Raw genomic sequence first — 22,608 nt, 5'->3', positions numbered from 1 at the left:
CCACAGGGGGATTGATGGTGTTGGAAGATTTTGCGTCTGGCGCCAGTTGAATGTGGGAGTGGGCTTGCTCACGAAGAGGGAGGCACATTCAGCAACGATGCTGCCTGACCTGACGCTTTCGCGAGCAAGCCCGCTTCCACAGGGGAATCGGTGGTGTTGGGAGATTTTGCGTCTGGCGCCAGTTGAATGTGGGAGTGGGCTTGCTCACGAAGGCGGCGGTACGGTCAGCAGTGATGTTGCCTGATCCGACGCTTTCGCGAGCAAGCCCGCTCCCACAGGGGGATTGATTGTGTTGGGAGATTTTGCGTCTGGCGCCAGTTGAATGTGGGAGTGGGCTTGCTCACGAAGAGGGAGGCACATTCAGCAGCGATGTTGCCTGACCTGACGCTTTCGCGAGCAAGCCCGCTCCCACAGGGGGATTGATTGTGTTGGGAGATTTTGCGCCTGGCGCCAGTTGAATGTGGGAGTGGGCTTGCTCACGAAGAGGGAGGCACATTCAGCAACGATGTTGCCTGACCTGACGCTTTCGCGAGCAAGCCCGCTCCCACAGGGGGATTGATGGTGTTGGAAGATTTTGCGCCTGGCGCCGGTTAAATGTGGGAGTGGGCTTGCTCACGAAGGCGGCAGCACATCCAACATCGCAGTCGCCTGACCCGACGCTTTCGCGAGCAAGCCCGCTCCCACAGGGGGATTGATGGTGTTGGAAGATTCTGCGTCTGGCGCCAGTTGAATGTGGGAGTGGGCTTGCTCACGAAGGCGGAGGTAGGGTTCGACTGACCCAAATTGCATCCCAGAGTGAGTAATCATCAAGCTTTTGCACCAGACCCGCGCGTAGCGGGTTGGCCACTACATATCTGGCCATTTGCACCAGACTCTCTTCTTGCCGTAGCGCACGATCATGAAAACCCTGTTGCCACAGGCTACCTGTTCGACCGCTCGCCACATTGATGGCTCTGGTGCTCAGGGATTTCGTCTGGCACATCAGTTGTCCCAGTGTTCCATTTTGCAACTGGACCAATCAGTGGAAATGGTCCGGCATGACCACCCAGGCCAACGTATCGGCCAAACCTTCTGTTTGCGCTCGCTGGAACTGGTTAGCTACTAATCTGCCGAGATCGTGATTCTTGAAAACCGGCTCGCGATGCAAGGTGTTGGCGGTGAGCAGGTAAATGCGGTTCTGTTCGCAAAAGCGGCCGATTCTGAGACGGTGAGACGAATATCGTTCGGGCATTCCTTTGCCTTGTTCATGATTGATTGGAGTGAAAGGCTAGCCGAGCTGGAAGAGCCGGATGTGATGATCGTTGGCAGGATGTGTCTGCGTATCAGATTCCTGCTGATGGGATTCAGCAGCGATGTTGCCTGACCTGACGCTTTCGCGAGCAAGCCCGCTCCCACAGGGGAATCTGTGGTGTTGGAAGAATTTGCGTCTGGCGCCAGTTGAATGTGGGAGTGGGCTTGCTCACGAAGGCGGCGGTACGCTCAGCAGTGATGTTGCCTGACCCGACGCTTTCGCGAGCAAGCCCGCTCCCACAGGGGGATTGATTGTGTTGGGAGATTTTGCGTCTGGCGCCAATTGAATGTGGGAGTGGGCTTGCTCACGAAGGCGGCGGTACGGTCAGCAGTGATGTTGCCTGACCTGACGCTTTCGCGAGCAAGCCCGCTCCCACAGGGGAATCTGTTGTGTTGGGAGATTTTGCGTCTGGCGCCAGTTGAATGTGGGAGTGGGCTTGCTCACGAATAGGGCAGCAAATTCAGTGCAGATGGTTGAGTTGACTGCGTTTGATGCCTAGCCCTTGCCCACCCGCCACAAATACCACGCCGCCACCGTGCGATACGGGCTCCAGGCTCGGCCGATTTCGATCATTTGTTTGCGTGTGGGCTGGATTTCCAGGGCTTTCAAACGTCGATAACCCTCGCGCACGCCAAAGTCATCGGCGGGGAGGATGTCCATGCGTTCGAGGCTGTAGATCAGCAGCATTTCCACGGTCCAGCGACCGACGCCGCGCAAACTGGTGAGGCGTTCGATCAACGTTTCATCGTCCAGCGCCCGCGCAGTCGGGTAATCCGGCACCACGCCATCCAGCGTCGCCTGGGCAATCCCCTGAATCGTGACGATCTTGCTCGCTGAAAACCCGCAAGCACGCAGTTGCTCGACATCAGTAGCCAAAATCTGCTCGGGACGCGGAAACGCCTGCCCGGGAAACGAGCTCACCAAACGCCCGAGAATCGCATCGCCAGCCTTGGCGTGCAGTTGCTGATAGGCAATCGCGCGGACCAGCGACTCATAGGGATCGCGCGCCGGATGTGGCTGATGCAGACACGGGCCAACCGCGCGGATATGGCGCTGCCAGTCAGTGTCCACTGCGGCCAGAAAAGCGCTGGCCACGCCATACCCGTCAGCCATGCTGCTGTGAAGCGGTCGTACTCATCCACATCCCTTTTTGCCTGATGGATTGCATGCTTCAGAATGCCAATTGCTGGGTGATTTGCAGGGCTGCGTTTTCCAGCCTGAGCAGAAACGCCTTGCGGGGTTGTCCGCCACCATAGCCGGTCAGCGAGCCGTCCGCGCCAATTACCCGGTGACAGGGCACCACGATCGAAAGACGATTGTGCCCGTTGGCCAAGCCCACCGCACGGCTGGCGCCGGGTTTGCCCAGCCCGGCGGCGATAGCGCCGTACGTGCTGGTGTGGCCAAAGGGAATTTGCAGCAGCGCCGCCCACACCTCGCGAGCGAACGCGCTGCCGGGCAGGTGTAGCGCCACGCTGAATTGGCTGAGTTTGCCAGCAAAGTAATCCGCCAGCTCCACTTCGATTTGCTGCAGATGCGCGTTGTGCCCCGGTGCGACCGCGTAGCCATAGCGGTTCTGCAGGGCTTCGACCTCGCGGGTCAGCGCCGGGCGATCGAGAAATTCCAGCAGCACCAGCCCGCGACGTTCAGCCATTGCGATCATCGGCCCCAGCGGCGTGGTCAGGCGGGTGAACAGCAACGGCTCACTGTTGGCGGCGCGGCCAGGGGTGATGTGGAAAGACTTCTGAAACGCGTCGCGAAAGCCGCTCAGCGATTCATAGCCGGAATCGAACGCGGCGTGATCGATCGACGTGCCTTGCCTGATTCCGCCCAGCGCCATGCCGAGGCGGCGGGTGCGCAGCCAGGCGTGGAAGGTCATGCCGAAATGCTGTTTGAACCAGCGCCGCAGCTTCAGCGGCTCAATGCCTTCAGCAAGTAATTGCGCATCGCTCCAGCGCCGTTCCGGATCGGCGTCCACCGCGCTGAGCAGGCGCTGCACCCAATCCGGGGCGATGGCCGCCGCGTCCAGCGGTTTGCAGCGCAGGCAGGCGCGATAACCGGCGCACAGGCATTCATCGGCGTGGGCGAAGAATTCGACGTTTTCCGGTTTCGGTTTGCGCGCCGTGCAACTGGGGCGGCAGAAGATCCCGGTGGTTTTAACGGCCGTGAAGAACACGCCTTCATAGGCAGTGTCGCGTTCGAGCATGGCGCGAACCATTTCGGCGTGGGGCGGCAGGATAGCGGCTGGTATGTTCATGGACTGAGAGTAAATCCACTTCGTCGATGGCTCCACCGAAAAATCGACAGTGAATTTTTTCGCTTGTGCAGCACAATGAGCGGGTCGCCGCTTTCCAGGAAACCACCCATGCATCCGTTTTCCATTCAGCACATCGACCATATCGTCCTGCGCGTTGCCGACCTGCAACGCAGCATCGATTTCTACGGCAACGTGTTCGGCGCCGAAGTGGTCAGGCATAACCAGCCGCTGGGGCTGGTGCATTTGCGGGCCGGTACATCGATGATCGATCTGGTCGATCTGGCAGGCGAACTCGGGCGCAAGGGCGGCGACGCAGCGCAGACGCACAGGCGCAACGTCGATCACTTCTGCTTGCGCATCGAGCCGTTCGACGAAGCCGCGCTCATCGCTCATTTGCAATCATTCGGGCTGACCGTGGAAAAAGCCGCCCGACGGTTCGGCGCCGAGGGCTACGGACTGTCGTTGTACTGTTTCGACCCGGACGGCAATCAGGTCGAACTCAAAGGCCCGTCCGAGAGCGATCAGCCAGCCGTTTCCTGAAGCAGCAGCTCGGCCACTTGCCCGAGGGCTGAGCGGCCGTTTTGCGGTTGTTCAGACGCCAGGTTGAACAGCGCCAGTTGCCGGTCGGCGCTGGTGCCGCTGGCGATGATCGCGCGAGCCCGTTCGAACAACTGCGCCGTGCCCAACGCCTGCGCAGTATCGGCAAAACGCTGCTCGGCCAGCTCCAGCCACTGCGCGATCGAGCAGTCGCCGTCGATGCCTTCGACCAGAAAGCGCGCATGAATCCCCAAGCGTTTTGCCCGCCAGCGATTTTCTTCCAGCATCGAACGCGCGGTCTGGTCGTACAGCAAACCGGGGCGCCGCTGTGCACTGGCGTGGGCCACCAATACACGGAAAAACGCCGCCAGGGTCAATGCATCGTCGACTCGAGGGCAGGCGTCGGTCATGCGCAATTCGAGGGTGGGATACAGTGCGGCCGGGCGCACACCCCACCAGCACTCGCCGGGCTGAGTGATCGCGCCGGTGCGCGTCAGAAAGGCGAGGTGCTCGTCGTAATGGCGCTGATCGGCAAACAGCGGCGGAACGCCCATGCGTGGCCACTCGTCACACGCCGTCTGCCGATAACTCATGAAACCACTGGCGACGCCATCCCAGAGGGGCGAGGAACAGCTCAGCGCCAACAGCAGCGGCGTCCATGGCAGCACTTCGTTCATCACGGCGATGCGATCCAGCGGCTCGACTACCTCGACATGCACATGCAGGCCCGATAGCACGCTGCGGCGGGCGACATGGCCGTAGCGTTCGAACAGATACCGGAAATGTTCTTCGTCGGTCGGAACCTGCTCGCGCCAGTCGGCCAGCGGATGACTGCCGGCGCTGAGCACGCCCAGAGCGAACGCCTCAAGGGCTGCACGCAGGGCCTGACGGCTGCCACGCAGAAAATCACTGGCGTGCACAAAGTCGCTGAACACCGGAGAAGCCACTTCGATCTGGCCCTGAAACATCTCCGTGGCAAACCACACACCCAGCGCCGCTCGGCATGCCTCGATGGCTTGTGGCGGCGGACTGCCGACCATGCGCAGGGTCTGCAGGTCAGTGAGAAAGTACTCTTCCTCAATGCCGAATCGCGGGTGGCTCATGGCAGTGCTCGAGCAGGTGTTTCTCTTGAGAACCGTGCGCCGTTGCGGTGGTTCACGCCAGGCGACCAGTGCCCCGAATGCACCGTTGGTCTTGTCCATTGCACTTGAGCGGCCAAGGCTTTTCCAAACAAGTCCGATCAACGTGTTCTGGAGGCATACATGAGCAACCCATCCAGCAACGACAAAGCGCTTAACCAAACCGTCAATCCCAACGACGACGGCTTCGCCATCGGCACGGCCGGGCGCGATGAAGACCCCAACGCCACCACCGATTGGGACGTCAGTCGCGATAACGAAGATGTCATGACGCCCGACGATACTCGCGGTCTGCCCGGTTATCCCGGCGCCGAAAAGAACAATCCCTCGAAACCCGTTCCCGACAGCAGGGTACCGGCCAACGGTGATCCATCGGTGCAGAACGACGGCGCTGATTGAGGTGGTCAGCAGTGGCAGGATAATGGCGTCGGTCGAACTTTTTTGATCCGGCGCCACTCTGAACGTGTCATAGGGTCGCGGTTTGTCAGAAATAATCGTCTCGGCAGGCTGAAACACTGTCTGTCGTGATAAATTCCTTTCCAAGTCGAGCCCACCCAGAATGGCCCCTGCCGGGTCCCACCAAGAGCGATCTACATGCAAGCAAAGGCCCGTGAGGTTTATGTGCCACCGGTGCTGCAAGATCTGCGGGCCGGCACAGCCGAACTGCACATCGCACTGGAAAAACGCCTTCCTTTTTTCACCGATACCCTCGATACCCCCGCTTTCGAGCGCTTGATGCAGGCCTACTACGGTTTCTACCTGCCGTTGGAGCGGGCCTTGCTTGCCAGTGGCGCGGTCCCGGACGATTTTGATCTGACACCTCGACTGAAGGCTCAAACCCTGCGCGCCGACCTGCGTGCGCTGGGCGCAGCCACAGATGATTTGCCGCTGTGCGAGGATCTGCCAGCCATCGACTCCAGCGCCGCCAGTCTCGGCGTTTTGTACGTGCTCGAAGGCGCGACCCTCGGCGGGCAGATCCTGCGTCGGGAGATCGCCGCGCGGCTGAATCTGGACGCCGACAATGGTGCTGCCTTCCTCGATGTCTACGGCGCGGCCACGGGGCGGCGCTGGCGCGAATTCATCGAATACCTGAGCAACCGGCCCATGGCGGTCAGCGAACGCGCGGCCGTGGTCAGCGCAGCACAAACCACATTCAGCTGTTTCGAGCAGTGGCTCGAGCGCCAGGAGGTACTGGCATGAACCCGCAAGACTCACAAGCCTTTGAAGAACTGCTGGCCAACTGTGCCGACGAGCCGATCCGCTTTCCCGGCGCGATCCAGCCGCATGGTTTGCTGCTGACCCTGACCGAGCCTGCGCTGCAGATCATTCAGGTCAGCGCCAACGTCGAAACCCTGCTGGCCCGCGCGCCCGAATCCTTGATTGGCCAGCCACTGCACAGCCTGATCGGCGCCGAACACGCCGCGCAAGTGCTGGAAGCCTTGCAACAGGCGACGTTCTCCGAGGCGGAGCCACTGCGTTTCGAGCTCAACGGCACCGCGTTCGAAGGTTTGCTGCACCGGCATCAGGGCGTGCTGATTCTCGAACTGGAAATTCATGTGAAGAATTTCCAGCCGCGCAACGTCGCCGGGGTCAATACCCACTTGGGCCGCATGCTCCAGCGCCTGCAAGCGGCAACCACGCTGCAGGCCTTGTACGACATCAGCGTCAAGGAAATCCAGGCGATGACCGGTTACGACCGGGTGCTGATCTATCGCTTCGAGGAAGAGGGCCACGGTCAGGTCATCGCCGAAGCGTCCGATCCGTCGATGGAAGTGTTCAACGGTCTGTTTTTCCCTGCTTCGGACATTCCCGAGCAGGCGCGTGAGTTGTACCGCACCAATTGGCTGCGGATCATCCCCAACGCTGATTATCAGCCAGTGCCGCTGGTGCCAAAACTGCGCCCCGACACGCAGACGCCGCTGGACCTCAGTTTCGCCACGCTGCGCAGCGTCTCGCCGATTCACTGCCAGTACATGAAGAACATGGGCGTGCTGTCGTCGATGAGCATTTCCCTGCTCAAGGGCGACAAGCTCTGGGGCCTGATCAGCTGCGGCAATCGCCAGCCGCTGCACGTGCCGCATGAATTGCGCATGGCTTGCCAGACCATCGGCCAGGTTCTGTCTTTGCAGATCAGTGCCATGGAATCCCTTGAGCTGACCCGTCAGCGTGAGGAAAAGGTCGAGGCCCTGGCGCGGCTCAATCAGGCGATGGTCGATTCGCCGCAAAATGTTTTCGACGGCCTTGCCCAGCAGCCAGCGACGCTGATGGCATTGGTCAATGCTGGTGGCATTGCGATCATCGAAGACAAGCAACTGCACCGTTACGGCAACTGCCCTGAACCGGAAGACATTCGCGCGCTGCACAAATGGCTGCAGGCGCGCGGCGAGCCGGTGTTTGCCAGCCATCATCTGTCCAGTGTTTATCCGCCGGCGGCGCAGTATCAATCGGTGGCCAGTGGTGTGCTCGCCCTGAGCCTGCCCAAACCCGTGGACAACGGCGTGCTGTGGTTCCGTCCGGAGGTGAAGGAAAACATCAACTGGAGCGGTGACCCGCGCAAACCACTCGATCTGGAAAACTCCGACGCCGGCCTGCGCCTGCGGCCGCGTACCTCGTTCGAGATCTGGAAAGTCGAGATGGCCGGGATTTCCACCAAATGGAGCCACGGTGACCGGTTCGCCGCCAATGACCTGCGTCGTTCGGCGCTGGAAAACGATCTGGCCCGTCAGGTACGTCGTGAGCAGGAGGCGGTACAGGCACGCGATGATCTGGTAGCGGTGGTTTCCCACGACCTGCGCAACCCGATGACGGTGATTTCCATGCTCTGCGGCATGATGCAGAAAGCCTTCAGCTCGGAGGGTGCGCATACTTCGCGGCGAATTTCCACGGCGATCGACACCATGCAGCAGGCCACCGCGCGGATGAATACGCTGCTGGAGGACCTGCTCGACACTTCGAAAATCGACGCCGGGCGCTACTCCATCACCCCGCAGGCGCTGGAGGTCGGGCTCATCTTTGAAGAGGCCCAAGCGTTGCTGTCGCCTCTGGCCCATGACAAGGACATCAGCATTTCCTTCCAGGCCGATCCCGACCTGCGCATCCACGCCGACCCCGAGCGGCTGTTTCAAGTGCTGTCGAACCTGGTCGGCAACGCCATCAAGTTCACCCCACGCATGGGCACCGTCGGCGTGCACGCGAAATCGGTGGGCGACGAGATCGTGTTTATCGTGCGTGACAGTGGTGAAGGCATTCCCAAGGAGCACTTGCCGCATGTGTTTGATCGCTACTGGACGGTGAAGGAAGGCAACCCGACTGGTACGGGCCTGGGTTTGTACATCACCCAAGGCATCGTCGAAGCCCATGGCGGACAGATCGTCGCCGAGAGCGAGCCGGGGCAGGGCAGCGAATTCCGCTTCACCGTGCCGCGCCTGGCCTGAGTGCCGCTGTAGGGGGGAGTTTGCTCGCGATGGCGTCAGTCCTGACAAATCTGTTGTGACTGACCGAACGCTTTCGCGAGCAGGCTCGCTCCCACAGGTCTTGTGGGGGGCGAGATTTGAGTCTCACGCAAAAAACCCTGTGGGAGCGAGCCTGCTCGCGAAGACGTCAGCTCAGCCAACACTGGGCTGACTGACCCACCGCTCCCTCAGAAGATTCGCATCCTCAGGGTGATTTTCTTCAATACCAGGCAAACGCTGCCCGCTACGTTAGCCACCTCGTTCCTCGTTTGAAGCAGGTGTGCAATGAGTCTGATTCTTTCCATGGCGGCCTTTGCCCTCGCCGCATCCATCACCCCCGGGCCGGTCAATATCGTCGCCTTGAGTTCTGGCGCGCAGTACGGTTTCCGCGCCAGCCAGCGGCATGTCGCCGGGGCGACGTTGGGATTTGTGCTGTTGCTGGTGCTGATGGGCCTGGGCCTGCATGAAGTCCTGCAATTGTGGCCATTCATGACCCGGGTGGTGCAATGGGCCGGGGTGGCGTTTCTGTTGTTCATGGCCTGGAAACTCGCCAGCGATGACGGCCAGTTGCACGCCAACGAGTCCGGCCGCGCACCGTCGATGCTCTATGGCGCGGTGATGCAATGGCTCAACCCCAAGGCCTGGCTGGCGTGCGTGGCCGGCATGGGCGCGTTTGTCGCTGATGGCGAAGCGCGGCTGGTCTGGCAGTTTGCGGCGGTGTATCTGGTGATCTGCTATCTGTCGGTTGGTTGCTGGGTATACGCCGGGACGTTTTTGCGCGGGTATCTGAGCAACGCGGCGGGGATGCGCTGGTTCAATCGGTTGATGGCGTTGTTGCTGGCGGTGAGTGCGGGTTATCTGCTGATCGCCTGATTGACAGGTCAATTACAAAACCCTGTGGGAGCGAGCCTGCTCGCGAACGCGGTGGATCAGTCAGTGAAGTGTTGAATGACACACCGCTTTCGCGAGCAGGCTCGCTCCCACAAGGGTTCGGTGTTCAACTTTGAGTATGAAGTCAGCCGCGATACTGCCCTGGCGTCGCCGCCAGGTGCTGTTTGAACGCTCGCTGAAAATGCGCCTGGTCGGCAAACCCGGCCTCCAAGGCCACATCGGCAATCAATCGCCCACTGCGCAAGCGCTCGCGGGCGAACTGGATGCGCTGGTTGACCACGAACGCATGGGGCGTCATCCCGTAACGCTGCTTGAACGCGCGAATCAGGTATGACGGCGACAGCTGCGCCGCCGCGCAAATCGCCTCAAGGCTGAGCGCTTCGGTGCAATGTCCCCGGATGAAATGAGCGGCGCGTTCCAGCTTGAAATTCGGCTCATCAACGGGCTCATCCGCCGGATTCAGACGCAGCTGCAAATCACTGAAAAACTCCACAGCCGCGCTCTGTTTCGCCAGTGCCTCCAACTGATCGTCAACCAGCACTTCATACAACCCCAGCAACTTGCCGAACAACTCGGCATCGGCCAGATGCGTGTCGCAAAACCGCCGAAACTCCAGCTCAGCGGCAAACCCCAACTGATGCTGCACATCCGTCAGCCACGGCGTTTCGACATACAACATCACGTACGACCACGGCTGATCATCGATCGGATTGCATGCATGCACATCGCCGGGGTTCATCAGCACCACGGTGCCGGCCGCCACCTCGTACTGCGCCTGTTCGTGCACATAAGTACTGCGCCCGGCGGTAATCGCGCCGATGGAAAAATGCGCATGGGAATGCCGCGCATAACAGACTTCACGCCCATCCGCGATGGCCCGCGCTTCGATGAAGGGCAGGGCGTCGTCGCGCCAGAAGCGCGGGGCTTTCTCGGGGTTTTTCGCAGCGGCGTGTTTCATCGTGATCGTCCCGGCAGGTCTGCGCCTGAGTGTATTAGCTCTGGCCGTGGAATGCCTGTTGCGATTTGCGCGTTGTCCGGATCTTGCGACATCTGCAGCAATCCCCCTCGGTAGGTCGAAAGCAATGATGCAAGCTGCAATAGGCTGCATGGCGTAACACTGCGGTTCTTTAAACGCTATCTGGCGATCGTGTTTATCAAAAGTGCGAAGGAGCTAAACCATGAAGACATTTACTGGCGGCTGCCTGTGCGGCGCTGTGCGTGTTCAGGCCACGGGCGAGCCTTACCGCGTCGGGCTGTGCCATTGCCTTGACTGTCGCAAGGTCCACGGCGCGCTGTTTCATGCCTCGGCGATTTTTCCTCAAGACGCGGTGACGATTACCGGCGAAACCCATGACTACCAGGGGCGGCACTTTTGTCCGCGCTGTGGCTCGTCGGTGTTCAACCGCAGTGGTGATGAGGTCGAGGTCAACCTCGGCGCGCTGGATGCGCCGGATCAGTTGAAGCCGACCTATGAGAGCTGGATTGTGCGGCGTGAATCCTGGCTGCCGGATTTTCCGCTGGCCAGGCATTACCGTGGTGATCGTGAAGGCAAAGGGCGGGCAGAGGAATAGGCAATTGATTCAACCTTCAGCACACCTGCGATTTCTGCGGGACCGAGCCTGCTCGCGATAGCTATCTCAGAGATCCGAATGACTGGCGGATCTCCCCTAATCCCTGTGGGAGCTGGCTTGCCAGCGATGGCGGCCTTCCAGCCGACCAGTCTCTGACGGATATACCCGGTTCCGACTGTGGGAGCGAGCCTGCTCGCGAAGGCTGAGTGTCATTCGCAGATAATTAGACTGGAGCGACGCCTTCCCGGGCAAGCCCGCTCCCACAGGGAATCAGTGTTTGCCAATATCGCGGTAATCATGATTGAGGCGATTACCCGCGAATAAACGCCAACAAATCCGCATTGATCGTTTCCGCTTGCGTCGTCGGCATGCCATGCGGAAAGCCCGGATACGATTTCAGGGTTCCATTGGGTAGCAGTTTCGCTGACAGCGGTCCGGAGTTGGCGTACGGCACGATCTGGTCATCCTCGCCGTGCATCACCAACACCGGCACGGTGACTTTTTTCAGGTTTTCGGTGAAGTCGGTCTGCGAGAAGGCGACGATGCCGTCGTAATGCGCCTTGGCCCCGCCGATCATGCCCTGGCGCCACCAGTTGGCGATGATGCCTTCCGACGGCTCGGCGCCCGGGCGGTTGTAGCCGTAGAAAGGTCCACTGGGCACATCACGATAAAACTGCGCACGATTTGCCGCCAACTGCGCCTGAAAGCCATCGAACACTGATTTCGGCAAACCACCCGGGTTGCTTTCGGTCTGCACCATCAGCGGTGGCACGGCGCTGATCAACACCGCTTTGCTGACCTTGTCCTGACCATGCCGGGCGATGTGATGGATCACCTCACCGCCGCCGGTGGAATGGCCGACATGCACAACGTTGCTCGTACCCAGATGATTGACCACCGCCAGCACATCGTCGGCGTAGTGGTCCATGTCGTGGCCATCCCCAACCTGGCTCGAGCGCCCGTGCCCGCGTCGATCATGGGCAATTACCCGAAAGCCCTGTGCCAGGAAAAACAGCATTTGCGCATCCCAGTCATCGGAACTGAGCGGCCAGCCGTGGTGGAAGTGGATCACCGGCGCGTCGCGCGGGCCCCAGTCCTTGTAGAAGATGTCGACGCCGTCTCGAGTGGTGACAAAGCCCATAGGTGCTGCTCCTGACTCAAAGGAAGGTCAACCGCGACGCGTCGCGGAACGAATGTGCAGAGGTACGACGACTCACTGCGAGCCGTTATCAACTGTAGGAGCAAAGCTGCGGTCTGCATGACCGCTGGTCACAACGTCTGGCTTGCCGCGCATTTTAGGCTTTGCTGAAAGGGATAAGCGCGGGCATCCGTAGGTTTGTGCGACCACAGTGACGCCCCTTCGCCACACCGAGAGTCTGAGGAAATCATCCGATGCTGACCCTGAATATCAATGGCAAGGATCAGGAGCTCGATGTCCCCGCCGACATGCCGCTGCTCTGGGTTCTGCGCGATGTCGCGCACCTGACCGGGACCAAGTTCGGTTGCGGCATGGCCCAGTGCGGTGCCTGCACCGTGCACGTTGACGGCGCGCCATTGCGCTCATGTATCACTCCGGCCACTGCCGTCGCCCATGGCCAGAAGATTCTCACCATCGAAGGCTTGTCCAGCGATGGCTCGCATCCGGTGCAGCAAGCCTGGGCTGAACTCGATGTGGTGCAGTGCGGTTACTGCCAGTCCGGGCAGATCATGTCCGCCGCCGCGTTGCTGGCGAAAATTCCCAAGCCCACCGACAGCGATATCGATCAGGCGCTCTCCGGCAATATCTGCCGCTGCGGCACCTATCCGCGCATTCGTGCAGCGGTCAAACGCGCCGCCGACATCGGCTGATTCAATCTCTGGGAGATAGACGATGAACAGTCCGGTATCACGTCGGGGTTTTCTCAAGGGCAGTGCCGTATTGGGTGGCGGCCTGATGGTGGCGTTTGTGGTGCCAGGGGCCAATCGCTTCGCCCGCGCGGCAGAAAACCAGAAGACGTTCGCGCCCAACGCGTTCCTGCGCATCGCGGCGGACAACAGCGTCACCGTGCTGCTCGGCCATTCGGAAATGGGCCAGGGCATCTGGACTGGCCTGACCATGCTGATTGCCGAGGAACTGGACGCCGACTGGTCGAAAATCCGCGTCGAGCACTCGCCAGCCTCGGCGGCGGATTATGGTCTGCCAGCGTTCGGCGGCATGCAGATCACCGGAGGCTCGACCTCGACCTGGATGGAATTCGACCGCTACCGACTGGCCGGGGCGACGGCACGGCAGATGCTGGTCGAGGCCGCAGCGAAACGCTTCGACGTTGCGCCGTCGACGATCCGCACCGAATCCGGGGTGGTCATCGCCGGGGACAAACGCGCGACTTACGGCGAACTGGCCGATGCCGCCGGGCAGTTGCCGGTGCCGGATCCGAAAACCATCACGCTCAAGGAAGCCAAGGACTGGAAAGTCATCGGTAAACCAACCAAACGTCTCGACACTCCTGAAAAGATCACCGGCCGCGCCAAATTCGGCATGGACGTGCAGTTCGAAGGCCTGATGACCGCGATGGTCGCCCGCGCCCCGGTGTTCGGTGCCACGGTGAAATCCTTCGAAGGCGCCGCAGCGCTGGCCATTCCCGGCGTGCACAAGGTGGTGCAGGTGCCCAGCGGAGTAGCGGTGGTGGCCGAGCATTTCTGGGCGGCGAAGCTGGGCCGTGATGCGCTGAAGGTCGATTGGGACTTGGGACCGCTGGCCGACATGAGCAGTGAGAAACTACTCGAGAGTTTCCGCAAACTGGCGGCGACGCCGGGCACCTCGGCCACGCAGGCTGGAGATGCCAAGGCCAATTTCGGCAAAGCCGCGAAGAAAATCGAGGTCGAATACAGCGTGCCGTATCTGGCCCACGCGCCGATGGAACCGCTCAATTGCACGGTGAAAATCAGCGCCGGCAAATGCGAGATCTGGACCGGTACGCAGTTTCAGACCCTCGACCAAATGGTCGCCAGCAAGATCACCGGGCTCAAGCCCGAGCAGGTCGAAATTCACACCGAGTTCCTTGGTGGTGGTTTTGGTCGCCGCGCCAATCCGACCTCGGATTTTGTCGCCGAAGCGGTGCAAGTAGCGAAAGCGGCAGGCCTGCCGGTGAAAACCGTGTGGGCGCGCGAGGATGACATTCGCGGCGGCTATTACCGCTCGATGTACTTGCACAAGGCCCAGGTCGGACTGGGCGCTGACGGCTTGCCGATGAGTTGGCAGCATGTGCTGGTGGGGCAGTCGATCATGACCGGGACGATGCTCGAGGCTGCGATGGTCAAGAACGGCATCGATGCGACTTCCGTCGAGGGTGTCGCCGACAGCCCGTACATCAAGGATATGCCTCATCATCAGGTCGACCTGCATTCGCCGCAGACCGGCATCAACGTGTTGTGGCTGCGTTCGGTGGGCCATACCCACACGGGTTTCGTCATGGAATCGCTGATCGATGAACTGGCGACGGCGGCGGGCAAGGATCCGGTGGAATACCGACGCACGCTGCTCAAGGCGCATCCGCGCCACCTCGGCGTGCTCAATCTGGCGGTGGAGAAGGCCAACTGGGGCGCGCCGTTGCCGGCCGGGCATGCTCTGGGCGTGGCGGTACACGAGTCGTTCGGCAGCTACGTGGCGCAGGTTGCCGAGGTCTCGCAGGACAATCTGGCGATTCGCGTGCATCGGGTGGTCTGCGCCGTGGACTGCGGGATTGCGGTGAATCCGCAGAGCATCGCCGCACAAATGGAGTCGTGCATCACCTTCGGCCTCGGCATGGCCTTGCACAGCAAGCTCACGGTCAAGGACGGCGGCGTCGTGCAATCCAACTATCACGATTATCAGGTGCTGCGGCTCAACGAAATGCCGGTGGTGGAAGTGCATATCGTCCCCAGCAGTGAGAAACCCGGCGGCATCGGCGAACCCGGCGTGCCACCGACCGCGCCGGCCGTGGCCAACGCAGTGTTCGCCCTGACCGGGCAACGCCTGCGCGAATTGCCACTGCAACTGTCGGGGGTGTGAAATGAAACGACATCTTGTGCTGGGCACCGTCGTTTTGCTGGGGCTCGGAGGCTATGCTTCGGACCTGTTTGCCGAGGATCAGCAGGCACTGCAAGCCTTTGGCACGGTGCAGAAAGTGTTCCAGAGCCCGCGCTGCCAGAACTGCCACATTCCCGGCGATTCGCCGTTGCAGTTCGACGCCGGCATACCCCATGCGATGAATGTCGTGCGCGGGATGGACGGCAAGGGTGCCGCCGGTTTGCCGTGCGCCACCTGCCACGCCGAAAGCAATCCGCCTGCCAGTTACGGTCCCCATGCGCCGCCGGGTGCGCCGCACTGGAGCCTGCCGCCAGCGGCGCACAAAATGGCCTGGATCGGCCTGCCCCCGGACAAACTCTGCGCGATGATCAAGGACCGCGCGAGCAACGGCGATCGGGATTTCGCCGCTCTGTTAAAACACGTCAGCGAAGACAAACTGGTGCTGTGGGGCTGGAATCCCGGGGCAGGGCGCGCACCGGTACCGGTGCCGCACGACATTTTCGTTGCGCAGTTCAAGCTGTGGGCCGATGCCGGCGGGCCGTGTCCGGTGGCGCAAATGTGATGCCCCGACGATTAAGCGCTACGCTGAACGCATGACTGTCTACGGAGTGTGCGCATGCTGGTGCCCGGAAAACCTGCCAATGAAGCTGCACGAATCGACGCCTTGCACGGCCTCAACCTCGACTCGGCGCCCGAAGAGCGCTTCGATCGCCTGACGCGCCTGGCCAAGCGCTTGTTCAACGTGCCGATCGCCCTGGTCACGCTGGTCGACAAGGATCGCCAGTGGTTCAAGTCCTGTGTGGGTCTGGATGTCAGCGAGACGTCCCGCGATGTTTCGTTCTGCGGCCATGCGATTTTGCAAAACGAGCTGATGTTGGTCCCCGATGCGCTGGAGGATCTGCGTTTCCATGACAATCCACTGGTTACTGGCGCGCCGAACATTCGCTTTTACGCCGGGTACCCATTGACCGTGCCGGATGGCAACAAGATGGGCACCTTGTGCCTGATCGATACCAAACCCCGCCATCTCGACGACGAAGAGCGCGCGCTGCTGCGCGACCTCGCGGAAATGGCCGAGCAGGAGTTGATGGCGGTGCAAATGGCGAGCATGGATGAACTGACGCTGCTGTCCAATCGCCGTGGGTTCAAGCAGCTGGCCCAACATGCACTGGATGCTTGCGCGCGCCTCAATCGCCCGGCGACGCTGCTGTTTTTCGACCTCAACGATTTCAAGCAGATCAACGATCTGTACGGCCATGCCGAAGGTGACAGTGCGCTGAAGACCTTCGCCGATGTGCTGCGCATTGCCTTTCGCGAGAGCGACGTGGTCGGGCGCTTGGGCGGCGATGAGTTCGTCGCGTTGCTGACCGGCTCCAGCCACGTTGAAACCACGCGGATCATGGCGCGGCTCAAGGAAATCCTTGAAGAGCGCAACGCCACGTTGCACCGAGGTTATGCGATTCGCTTCAGTGTCGGCCAGATCGAATACGACCCCACGCGACACGAAACCGTCGACCGCCTGCTGGCCGATGCGGATGGCGCGATGTATGCGCACAAACAGGCGCTGAAAGGCTGTTAGCTCCGGCGCAAATCATAGGTAGGTGTGAGCCTGCTCGCGATGGCGGTGTACCCGTCGGCGCTGAAGTCACAGACAAAATGCGATCGCGAGCAGGCTCACTCCTACGGGGTTCGACGGTGCTGATGTTCCAGCACAGTGCCCGCCAGGTCAGCGCTTGGGTGGACTCAGCTGCTGATAAAACGCCAGCCATTTTTCATGACAAGCTTCAGCATCCTTGAGCGCAGGCGCAATCAGCGCTTCGCGCAGAGCCTGCGCTTGATAGGCGTCGAACAGGTGCTGCACAGCGGTGCTGGCGATGGCGTTAACCTTGTTGGAAGCGAAGGTGTCGGGTACCGCGGTGCGGCTTTGTTTCGCCAGCGGTGCGCCTTGAATCTCCAGCTGAGTGATGAACCCTTTGCAGGTCGCGTTTGCACGTGGCGCGGTGCCTTGCCGATAGGCATCGGCATCGAAGGGCAGCGATTTCGCCAAGTCTTTGGGCAATGACGGGGTGAGCAACGCGATGTCGACATCCCGACGCAACAGCACTTCATTCCTGCAGGTAAGGATTTCGAATACCCGGGTTGGCGTACCCTTCAGCACGGCAAGGATGGCAAAGGGCGCAACGGTGCCTGCCGTTGATGGGTCTGCGCTCGAGGACACTGGCCGCAGGGCGAGCAGTTGGAGGGCGTTGTCCTCGATGTCCGTGCGTTGCGCCAGCGGCAACCGGCAGAACGCCTCCTTGATCAGGGCGATATGGGCATCTTTCATTTGCTGCAGCCGAGTGCCGAGCGCTGCGTGGAAAAGGCTTGCCACGTTACTCAACCTGGCCAATGACGGAAGAATGGGCGCCAGTTGCAACTGCGCATTGCTGGAGCTCCAGCCTTGCATGGCGCCTGTCAGCTTCGCGGCCTGATGCAGTTCGCTCAGAGAATAAGACGTTGCCGGGCCATCATTGCTCGACGTTGCAAGGAACAGGACCTTGTCTTCGAGATGCGCATTGTCGGCGAACACTTTGCGCAGATCCGTTTGAGCAATGCTGGCCGGCGTTGCAAAGGCCATGAGAAATGCCCGGTGGTACAAACCGCGCATGAGCCGGTTGTGGTTGCGAAATACCTGATCAGCCTGGCTTAGCGCGGCGGCGTCATACCCCGTCTGCGGACATCCGGCGTTACGCGTCACCAAACCCCTGGCGACCGCCCAATCGAGAACGATCGAGGCGCATGCACCGCCGCGCAGGAATTTGTAGAAATCTGCAGGAGCCGGGCCTTTCACCAAGGCCCTGAGTTGTTCGGATGTCATCAGGCGCGCCACGCCAGGCAGACGGTTTTCGATATACAGCACGACCTGTTTCAACCTGACCCAGTTCACGCAACTCATGTACGCAATTGATGCAGGAATATCGCGCAGGAGAAATTCCGGCGCGATCCCTGACAACAGGAGATGGGTGGCCAGCGTCTTGTTTTTGATCTGCGCCAGTTGCGGTTGGTGGTCGATGAACCGTCTCACCTCGTCATAACGTTCGCCCCAGAAATAAGGGTCTTGCAGGCATTGGCCGATGATTCGGTGCAGGTCTGCACCGGCGCTCGGTTCCAGACTGAGAATCAGCGCCGCGAGCAACAGGCGGTCGCGGTTGGTCGCCACCAGCCGTTTGTTCTGGGCCGGCGGAGCGAGTTTTTTCAATAGCTGGTTGCCCAGTGTACGAGCGCGTGGCGTGATCAGGATTCGGCTGATCAGGTAGTCGGCCCTGGCCTTGAGCGTCGCGAGCGGCAAGTCGGTATCAACGCCTTCGCTCAGATAGTCGAACAACGGTACCGAGTCTTTGGGCAGAAACGTTTGGGTAGTCTCGATGATGATCTGGCGCTGCGCAGCGCTGAATCGAGCGGTCTGTCTGCCAGGCTGGCCGAGCAGATACCAATGGTTCATGTGCCCGGGGCGCATGTGCAGATTGATCTTGTCCCAGTGTGCGAAGGCCAGCGCCTGCTGCGCCGTTTTCGGCAATGGCAGCTCGTAGAAGCGCAGCATCTGCGCAAGCGTGACTTGTCCGTTGGAACGCAAGGCGCCGCCGGCTTTGCCAGCCTTGGCTTTGAGCTGGTCGCGATAGAGTTTCAAATCGGCGTGGTCTTCTACCTGCGCCGTCAATGTGACCCAGCCTTTCGCGCTGGCAGTGCCGATATGGCCCGATTCGGTCACCAGCAAGCGACTGTTCGCGGGCAAGCCATGCTGCTGCAGAATGGCCTGGAAATCGGCGTTTGCACTGAGTACTTGCAAGCCTCGCTGGCCGATTACCATCCACTCCGCCAGCGCAGACTCCGGATGAGGTTCGCTTGACTCCTCGTAATCGATCTTCGCCGTCGGCTCCTTGTTCCAGCTCAGCGCTTCGAGGCGGCGGACGATGTGCCGGGCGTCTTCCACGTCGGCAAAGTCCTCGCGATAGCGGCGGATGGGGTCGCCGGTCTGCACGTAATCGCTGACATAGGGCAATTCCGGCCAGCGCTGTTGTCGCAGGCGCTGCGCAAGCGCTTTGGCGGCTCGGGCATCTTCTGGCAATGGGAATTCATAACGACCGAGAAGCTCGCCCAGTTTTAGGCGCGGCCCTCTGAGGGGAGCGGAGACAGAGTCCGAAGTCAGCGTCACCGGCGAGTCGAGAAAGCCGCGCTGCTCGAACGGATCGCTGGCCAGCAATACCTCATCGATTCGATCGGCGATGGCCTGGAAGTCCTCCAGTTGCGCGTTGCGCTCCTTGACCAGCGCTGAAGTCGTCTGGCCATTTTCATCGATAGCCGCCAGACCGCTGGTCTTCAACTCAGCAACGATCACTCGGGCCTGAATCGCGTTTTGCGGTTCCGGATAACCGTAGAACGCCAGCACCACACGCCGTGGAAAGCGATACAGCGGGTTGGCGGATTTCCCGCCGATATAAGGCAGCCCCAACCCCGCCGGATCGATACGCTGGGAGATCGACAGCAGCATTGGCGCCATCTGCCACCAGCCGGAATCATCTTCCAGAGTGAAGCTGCGAACGCCGGCGCTGCCGTTCGAGGGGATCTGCGCTTGCAAGGTGTCGCCCTTGATCTGCAGGGTATCCAGATCAATGTCGAAGCGGCTGGCCCAGTCGAGAAATTCGGGGCGTTCGAGGGCCGTCCAGTAAAGCTCCATCCATTCGCGCAGCAGGCACGGACGCGGAACCTCCAGCGAGCGTGCAGGCGTGGTGGCGCTGACCACCGGTACGGCGGTCAATTCCGCGATGAGATTCTGGATCAGTGTCTGTTCATGTACCGGTCTGTCGTTCATCTGCGCCTCCCTGGCGGCTGGTAAGCATTGAGCACCGAGTATCAAAGCCAGGGCAGGGCGGTTGGCGGTACATATGTAGTGATCCGAGGTTTTCTGCAGGCATAAAAAAACCCGCCAGAAGCGGCGGGTTTTTTATCGGCTACAGGAAGATCACTCTTCGATGTTGCCCATCGCGGTGGTATTGAAACCGCCGTCGACGTACATGATTTCACCGCTGATGCCCGACGCCAGGTCGGAGCACAGGAAGGCGCCGGCGTTGCCGACTTCTTCGATGGTGACGTTGCGGCGAAGCGGCGTTTGCGCTTCGTTGGCGGCCAGCATCTTGCGGAAGTTCTTGATGCCGGAAGCGGCCAGGGTGCGGATCGGGCCAGCCGATACGCAGTTGACGCGGGTGCCGTCCGGACCGAGGGAACCGGCCAGGTAACGGACGCCGGCTTCCAGCGAAGCCTTGGCCATGCCCATCACGTTGTAGTTCGGCATGGTGCGCTCGGCGCCCAGGTACGACAGGGTCAGCAGGCTGCCGTTGCGGCCTTTCATCATTTCGCGGCCGGCTTTGGCCAGGGCCACGAAGCTATAGGCGCTGATGTCGTGAGCAATGCGGAAACCTTCACGGGTGGTGGCTTCGGTGAAGTCGCCGTCCAGTTGGTCGCCCGGGGCGAAGCCGACGGAGTGCACGATGCAGTCCAGGCCGTCCCACTTCTTGCTCAGTTGTTCGAAGACCTTGGCGATTTCTTCATCGCTGGCCACGTCGCACGGGAAGCACAGCTCAGGGCTCGAACCCCAGCCTTGTGCGAACTCTTCGACGCGACCCTTGAGTTTGTCGTTCTGATAAGTGAAGGCAAGCTCAGCGCCCTCGCGATGCATGGCGGCGGCGATGCCGGATGCGATGGACAGCTTGCTGGCGACACCGACGATCAGTACGCGCTTACCGGCGAGAAAACCCATGTGTTGCTCCTCTTTCAGGTTATTGCGCAGTGGCTGGTGCCAGAAAAGCGGCTTCCAGCAACTGCTGTGTATACGGATGTTGGGGGGCGGCAAAGATACTTTGCGCGTCTCCCTGTTCGACCACTTGGCCATGCTTGACCACCATCAGCTGGTGGCTCAGCGCTTTGACGACAGCCAGGTCATGGCTGATGAACAAATACGTCAGGTTGTACTTGGCTTGCAGTGAACGCAACAGCTCCACCACTTGCCGCTGCACCGTGCGGTCGAGCGCCGAAGTCGGCTCGTCCAGCAGGATCAGCGCCGGTTTCAGCACCAGGGCCCGGGCAATGGCGATTCGCTGCCGTTGCCCACCGGAAAATTCGTGGGGGTAGCGGTGCCGGGTTTCCGGATCCAGACCTACCTCCTTCAATGCCGCAATGATCGCCGCCTCCTGTTCGGCGGCGGTGCCCATCTTGTGTATCCGCAGGCCTTCGCCAACGATGTCATTGACGCACATGCGCGGGCTCAGGCTGCCAAACGGGTCCTGAAACACCACCTGCATTTCCCGCCGCAGCGGGCGAACTTCACTCTGCGTCAGGCAGTCTAGCTGCTTGCCTTCAAAGCGGATCGCGCCTTTGCTGCCGATCAGCCGCAAAATCGCCAGACCGAGGGTGGATTTGCCGGAACCGCTTTCGCCGACGATCCCCAGGGTCTGGCCCTGAGGCAGGCTGAAATTGATGCCATCCACTGCCTTGACGTAATCCACCGTGCGCTTGAGCAGGCCTTTCTTAATCGGGAACCAGACTTTCAGGTCCTCGACTTCGAGCAGTGGCGCGCCGATTTCATTGCTCGCCGGGCCGCCGCTGGGCTCCGCGCCGAGCAATTCCCGAGTGTACGGATGCTGCGGCGAACGGAACAGCTCTGCGCACGATGCCTGTTCGACGATGCAACCGCGCTGCATGACACATACGCGATGCGCAATTCTTCGCACCAGGTTCAAATCGTGACTGATCAGTAGCAGCGACATGCCCAATCGAGCCTGAAGTTCCTTGAGCAAATCGAGGATTTTCAGCTGAACGGTCACGTCCAGCGCGGTGGTCGGTTCGTCGGCAATCAGCAATTCCGGCTCGTTGGCCAGGGCCATGGCGATCATTACCCGCTGGCGCTGACCGCCGGACAATTCATGGGGCAGGGCCTTGAGGCGCTTGTGCGGCTCGGGAATGCCGACCATCTCCAGCAGCTCCAAAGTGCGCTTTGTCGCGACTTTGCCGCTGAGGCCCTTGTGGATGCCGAGCACTTCGTTGATCTGCTTCTCGATCGAGTGCAGCGGATTGAGCGAAGTCATCGGCTCCTGAAAAATCATGGCGATGCGGTTGCCACGGATGTGGCGGATGGTCTTCTCGCTCAAATTCAGCAGGTTTTGCCCGGCGTAATTGATGCTGCCGGCCGGATGCCGCGCCATGGGATAGGGCAACAGGCGCAGGATCGAATGCGCCGTCACCGATTTGCCCGAGCCCGATTCGCCGACCAGCGCCAGGGTCTCGCCGCGCTTGATGTCGAAGCTCACACCCTCGACCACACGGTGTACCCGCTCGCCGAAACCGAACTCGACGGCGAGGTCACGCACTTCGATCAGATTATCCTGATTCATT

The 22,608-nt window shown here is 60.8% G+C and carries 19 protein-coding genes and 1 pseudogene; 11 read left to right on the top strand and 9 right to left on the bottom strand.

Features of this window, described 5'->3' with window-relative positions:
- Positions 1-748: 748 nt before the first annotated feature.
- A pseudogene (locus AC4IHP_RS21915) lies at positions 749-1,231 on the bottom strand (REP-associated tyrosine transposase).
- Here AC4IHP_RS21915 and AC4IHP_RS21910 point away from each other — a divergent pair.
- Entirely contained in the window at positions 1,118-1,363 is a 246-nt protein-coding gene (locus AC4IHP_RS21910; RefSeq protein WP_490832736.1) for a hypothetical protein, read from the top strand. The pseudogene AC4IHP_RS21915 and the gene AC4IHP_RS21910 sit on opposite strands and share 114 nt — an antisense overlap.
- A gap of 423 nt (positions 1,364-1,786) precedes the next feature.
- Here the strand turns inward: AC4IHP_RS21910 and AC4IHP_RS21905 are convergent, their stop codons facing one another.
- Together AC4IHP_RS21905 and AC4IHP_RS21900 are read right to left on the bottom strand one after the other, a co-directional pair.
- On the bottom strand, positions 1,787-2,404 hold the full coding sequence (locus tag AC4IHP_RS21905; protein WP_490832735.1) for a DNA-3-methyladenine glycosylase family protein: 618 nt from the start codon (positions 2,402-2,404) through the stop codon (positions 1,787-1,789).
- A gap of 58 nt (positions 2,405-2,462) precedes the next feature.
- Positions 2,463-3,545 carry a bifunctional transcriptional activator/DNA repair enzyme AdaA gene (locus tag AC4IHP_RS21900; RefSeq protein WP_490832734.1) on the bottom strand — a complete coding sequence of 361 codons (1,083 nt, stop codon included), beginning with the start codon at positions 3,543-3,545 and terminating at the stop codon, positions 2,463-2,465.
- Between the two features lie 108 nt (positions 3,546-3,653).
- On the opposite strand from AC4IHP_RS21900, the gene AC4IHP_RS21895 reads away from it, so the two are divergent.
- A complete protein-coding gene (locus tag AC4IHP_RS21895) occupies positions 3,654-4,085 on the top strand; it encodes a VOC family protein (RefSeq protein ID WP_490832733.1) in 432 nt (143 codons plus the stop codon).
- On the opposite strand, the gene AC4IHP_RS21890 is transcribed toward AC4IHP_RS21895, so the two are convergent.
- A complete protein-coding gene (locus AC4IHP_RS21890) occupies positions 4,067-5,185 on the bottom strand; it encodes a carboxylate-amine ligase (protein ID WP_490832732.1) in 1,119 nt (372 codons plus the stop codon). The genes AC4IHP_RS21895 and AC4IHP_RS21890 overlap by 19 nt on opposite strands.
- Before the next feature lie 159 nt (positions 5,186-5,344).
- On the opposite strand from AC4IHP_RS21890, the gene AC4IHP_RS21885 reads away from it, so the two are divergent.
- From AC4IHP_RS21885 to AC4IHP_RS21870, 4 genes are all read left to right on the top strand, one after another.
- A complete protein-coding gene (locus AC4IHP_RS21885; protein ID WP_490832731.1) occupies positions 5,345-5,620 on the top strand; it encodes a hypothetical protein in 276 nt (91 codons plus the stop codon).
- A 195-nt stretch (positions 5,621-5,815) separates the two neighbouring features.
- Positions 5,816-6,421 (top strand): biliverdin-producing heme oxygenase, encoded by a 606-nt coding sequence (locus AC4IHP_RS21880; RefSeq protein WP_490832730.1) that lies wholly within the window; start codon positions 5,816-5,818, stop codon positions 6,419-6,421.
- Positions 6,418-8,655 carry an ATP-binding protein gene (locus tag AC4IHP_RS21875; protein WP_460120006.1) on the top strand — a complete coding sequence of 746 codons (2,238 nt, stop codon included), beginning with the start codon at positions 6,418-6,420 and terminating at the stop codon, positions 8,653-8,655. Before AC4IHP_RS21880 ends, AC4IHP_RS21875 begins: the two co-directional genes overlap by 4 nt.
- Before the next feature lie 303 nt (positions 8,656-8,958).
- Entirely contained in the window at positions 8,959-9,546 is a 588-nt protein-coding gene (locus tag AC4IHP_RS21870) for a LysE family translocator (RefSeq protein WP_460120004.1), read from the top strand.
- A 142-nt stretch (positions 9,547-9,688) separates the two neighbouring features.
- On the opposite strand, the gene AC4IHP_RS21865 is transcribed toward AC4IHP_RS21870, so the two are convergent.
- Positions 9,689-10,522 carry an AraC family transcriptional regulator gene (locus tag AC4IHP_RS21865; protein WP_460120002.1) on the bottom strand — a complete coding sequence of 278 codons (834 nt, stop codon included), beginning with the start codon at positions 10,520-10,522 and terminating at the stop codon, positions 9,689-9,691.
- 220 nt (positions 10,523-10,742) lie between these two features.
- On the opposite strand from AC4IHP_RS21865, the gene AC4IHP_RS21860 reads away from it, so the two are divergent.
- Positions 10,743-11,135 carry a GFA family protein gene (locus tag AC4IHP_RS21860; RefSeq protein WP_490832729.1) on the top strand — a complete coding sequence of 131 codons (393 nt, stop codon included), beginning with the start codon at positions 10,743-10,745 and terminating at the stop codon, positions 11,133-11,135.
- A gap of 310 nt (positions 11,136-11,445) precedes the next feature.
- Here AC4IHP_RS21860 and AC4IHP_RS21855 read toward each other — a convergent pair whose 3' ends face one another.
- Positions 11,446-12,276 (bottom strand): alpha/beta fold hydrolase, encoded by an 831-nt coding sequence (locus AC4IHP_RS21855; RefSeq protein ID WP_490832728.1) that lies wholly within the window; start codon positions 12,274-12,276, stop codon positions 11,446-11,448.
- 251 nt (positions 12,277-12,527) lie between these two features.
- Here AC4IHP_RS21855 and AC4IHP_RS21850 point away from each other — a divergent pair, with 251 nt between their 5' ends.
- Genes AC4IHP_RS21850 through AC4IHP_RS21835 form a run of 4 tightly spaced genes read left to right on the top strand, consistent with a single transcriptional unit; the run spans position 12,528 to position 16,762 of the window.
- Positions 12,528-12,983, top strand: coding sequence for a (2Fe-2S)-binding protein (locus AC4IHP_RS21850; RefSeq protein WP_007956954.1), 456 nt, complete (start codon positions 12,528-12,530; stop codon positions 12,981-12,983).
- A 22-nt stretch (positions 12,984-13,005) separates the two neighbouring features.
- Positions 13,006-15,165, top strand: coding sequence for a xanthine dehydrogenase family protein molybdopterin-binding subunit (locus AC4IHP_RS21845; protein ID WP_490832727.1), 2,160 nt, complete (start codon positions 13,006-13,008; stop codon positions 15,163-15,165).
- Between the two features lies 1 nt (position 15,166).
- Positions 15,167-15,745 carry a hypothetical protein gene (locus AC4IHP_RS21840; RefSeq protein ID WP_460119992.1) on the top strand — a complete coding sequence of 193 codons (579 nt, stop codon included), beginning with the start codon at positions 15,167-15,169 and terminating at the stop codon, positions 15,743-15,745.
- Positions 15,746-15,799: 54 nt separating this feature from the next.
- On the top strand, positions 15,800-16,762 hold the full coding sequence (locus AC4IHP_RS21835) for a sensor domain-containing diguanylate cyclase (protein ID WP_400555641.1): 963 nt from the start codon (positions 15,800-15,802) through the stop codon (positions 16,760-16,762).
- A gap of 147 nt (positions 16,763-16,909) precedes the next feature.
- Here the strand turns inward: AC4IHP_RS21835 and AC4IHP_RS21830 are convergent, their stop codons facing one another.
- From AC4IHP_RS21830 to AC4IHP_RS21820, 3 genes are all read right to left on the bottom strand, one after another.
- Complete coding sequence (locus AC4IHP_RS21830; protein WP_490832726.1) at positions 16,910-20,032, bottom strand: hypothetical protein; 3,123 nt, start codon at positions 20,030-20,032, stop codon at positions 16,910-16,912.
- Between the two features lie 150 nt (positions 20,033-20,182).
- The gene (gene fabI, locus AC4IHP_RS21825; RefSeq protein WP_014339032.1) at positions 20,183-20,977 is read right to left on the bottom strand and encodes an enoyl-ACP reductase FabI; all 795 of its coding nucleotides are present in this window, start codon (positions 20,975-20,977) and stop codon (positions 20,183-20,185) included.
- A gap of 19 nt (positions 20,978-20,996) precedes the next feature.
- A complete protein-coding gene (locus tag AC4IHP_RS21820) occupies positions 20,997-22,607 on the bottom strand; it encodes an ABC transporter ATP-binding protein (protein ID WP_490832725.1) in 1,611 nt (536 codons plus the stop codon).
- Between the last annotated feature and the right edge of the window lies 1 nt (position 22,608).

The sequence above is a fragment of the Pseudomonas sp. UF-293 genome, assembly GCF_058245595.1.
The sequence above is the reverse complement of the archived record's forward strand: the minus strand, read 5'-3'. Positions and strand labels throughout refer to the sequence as shown.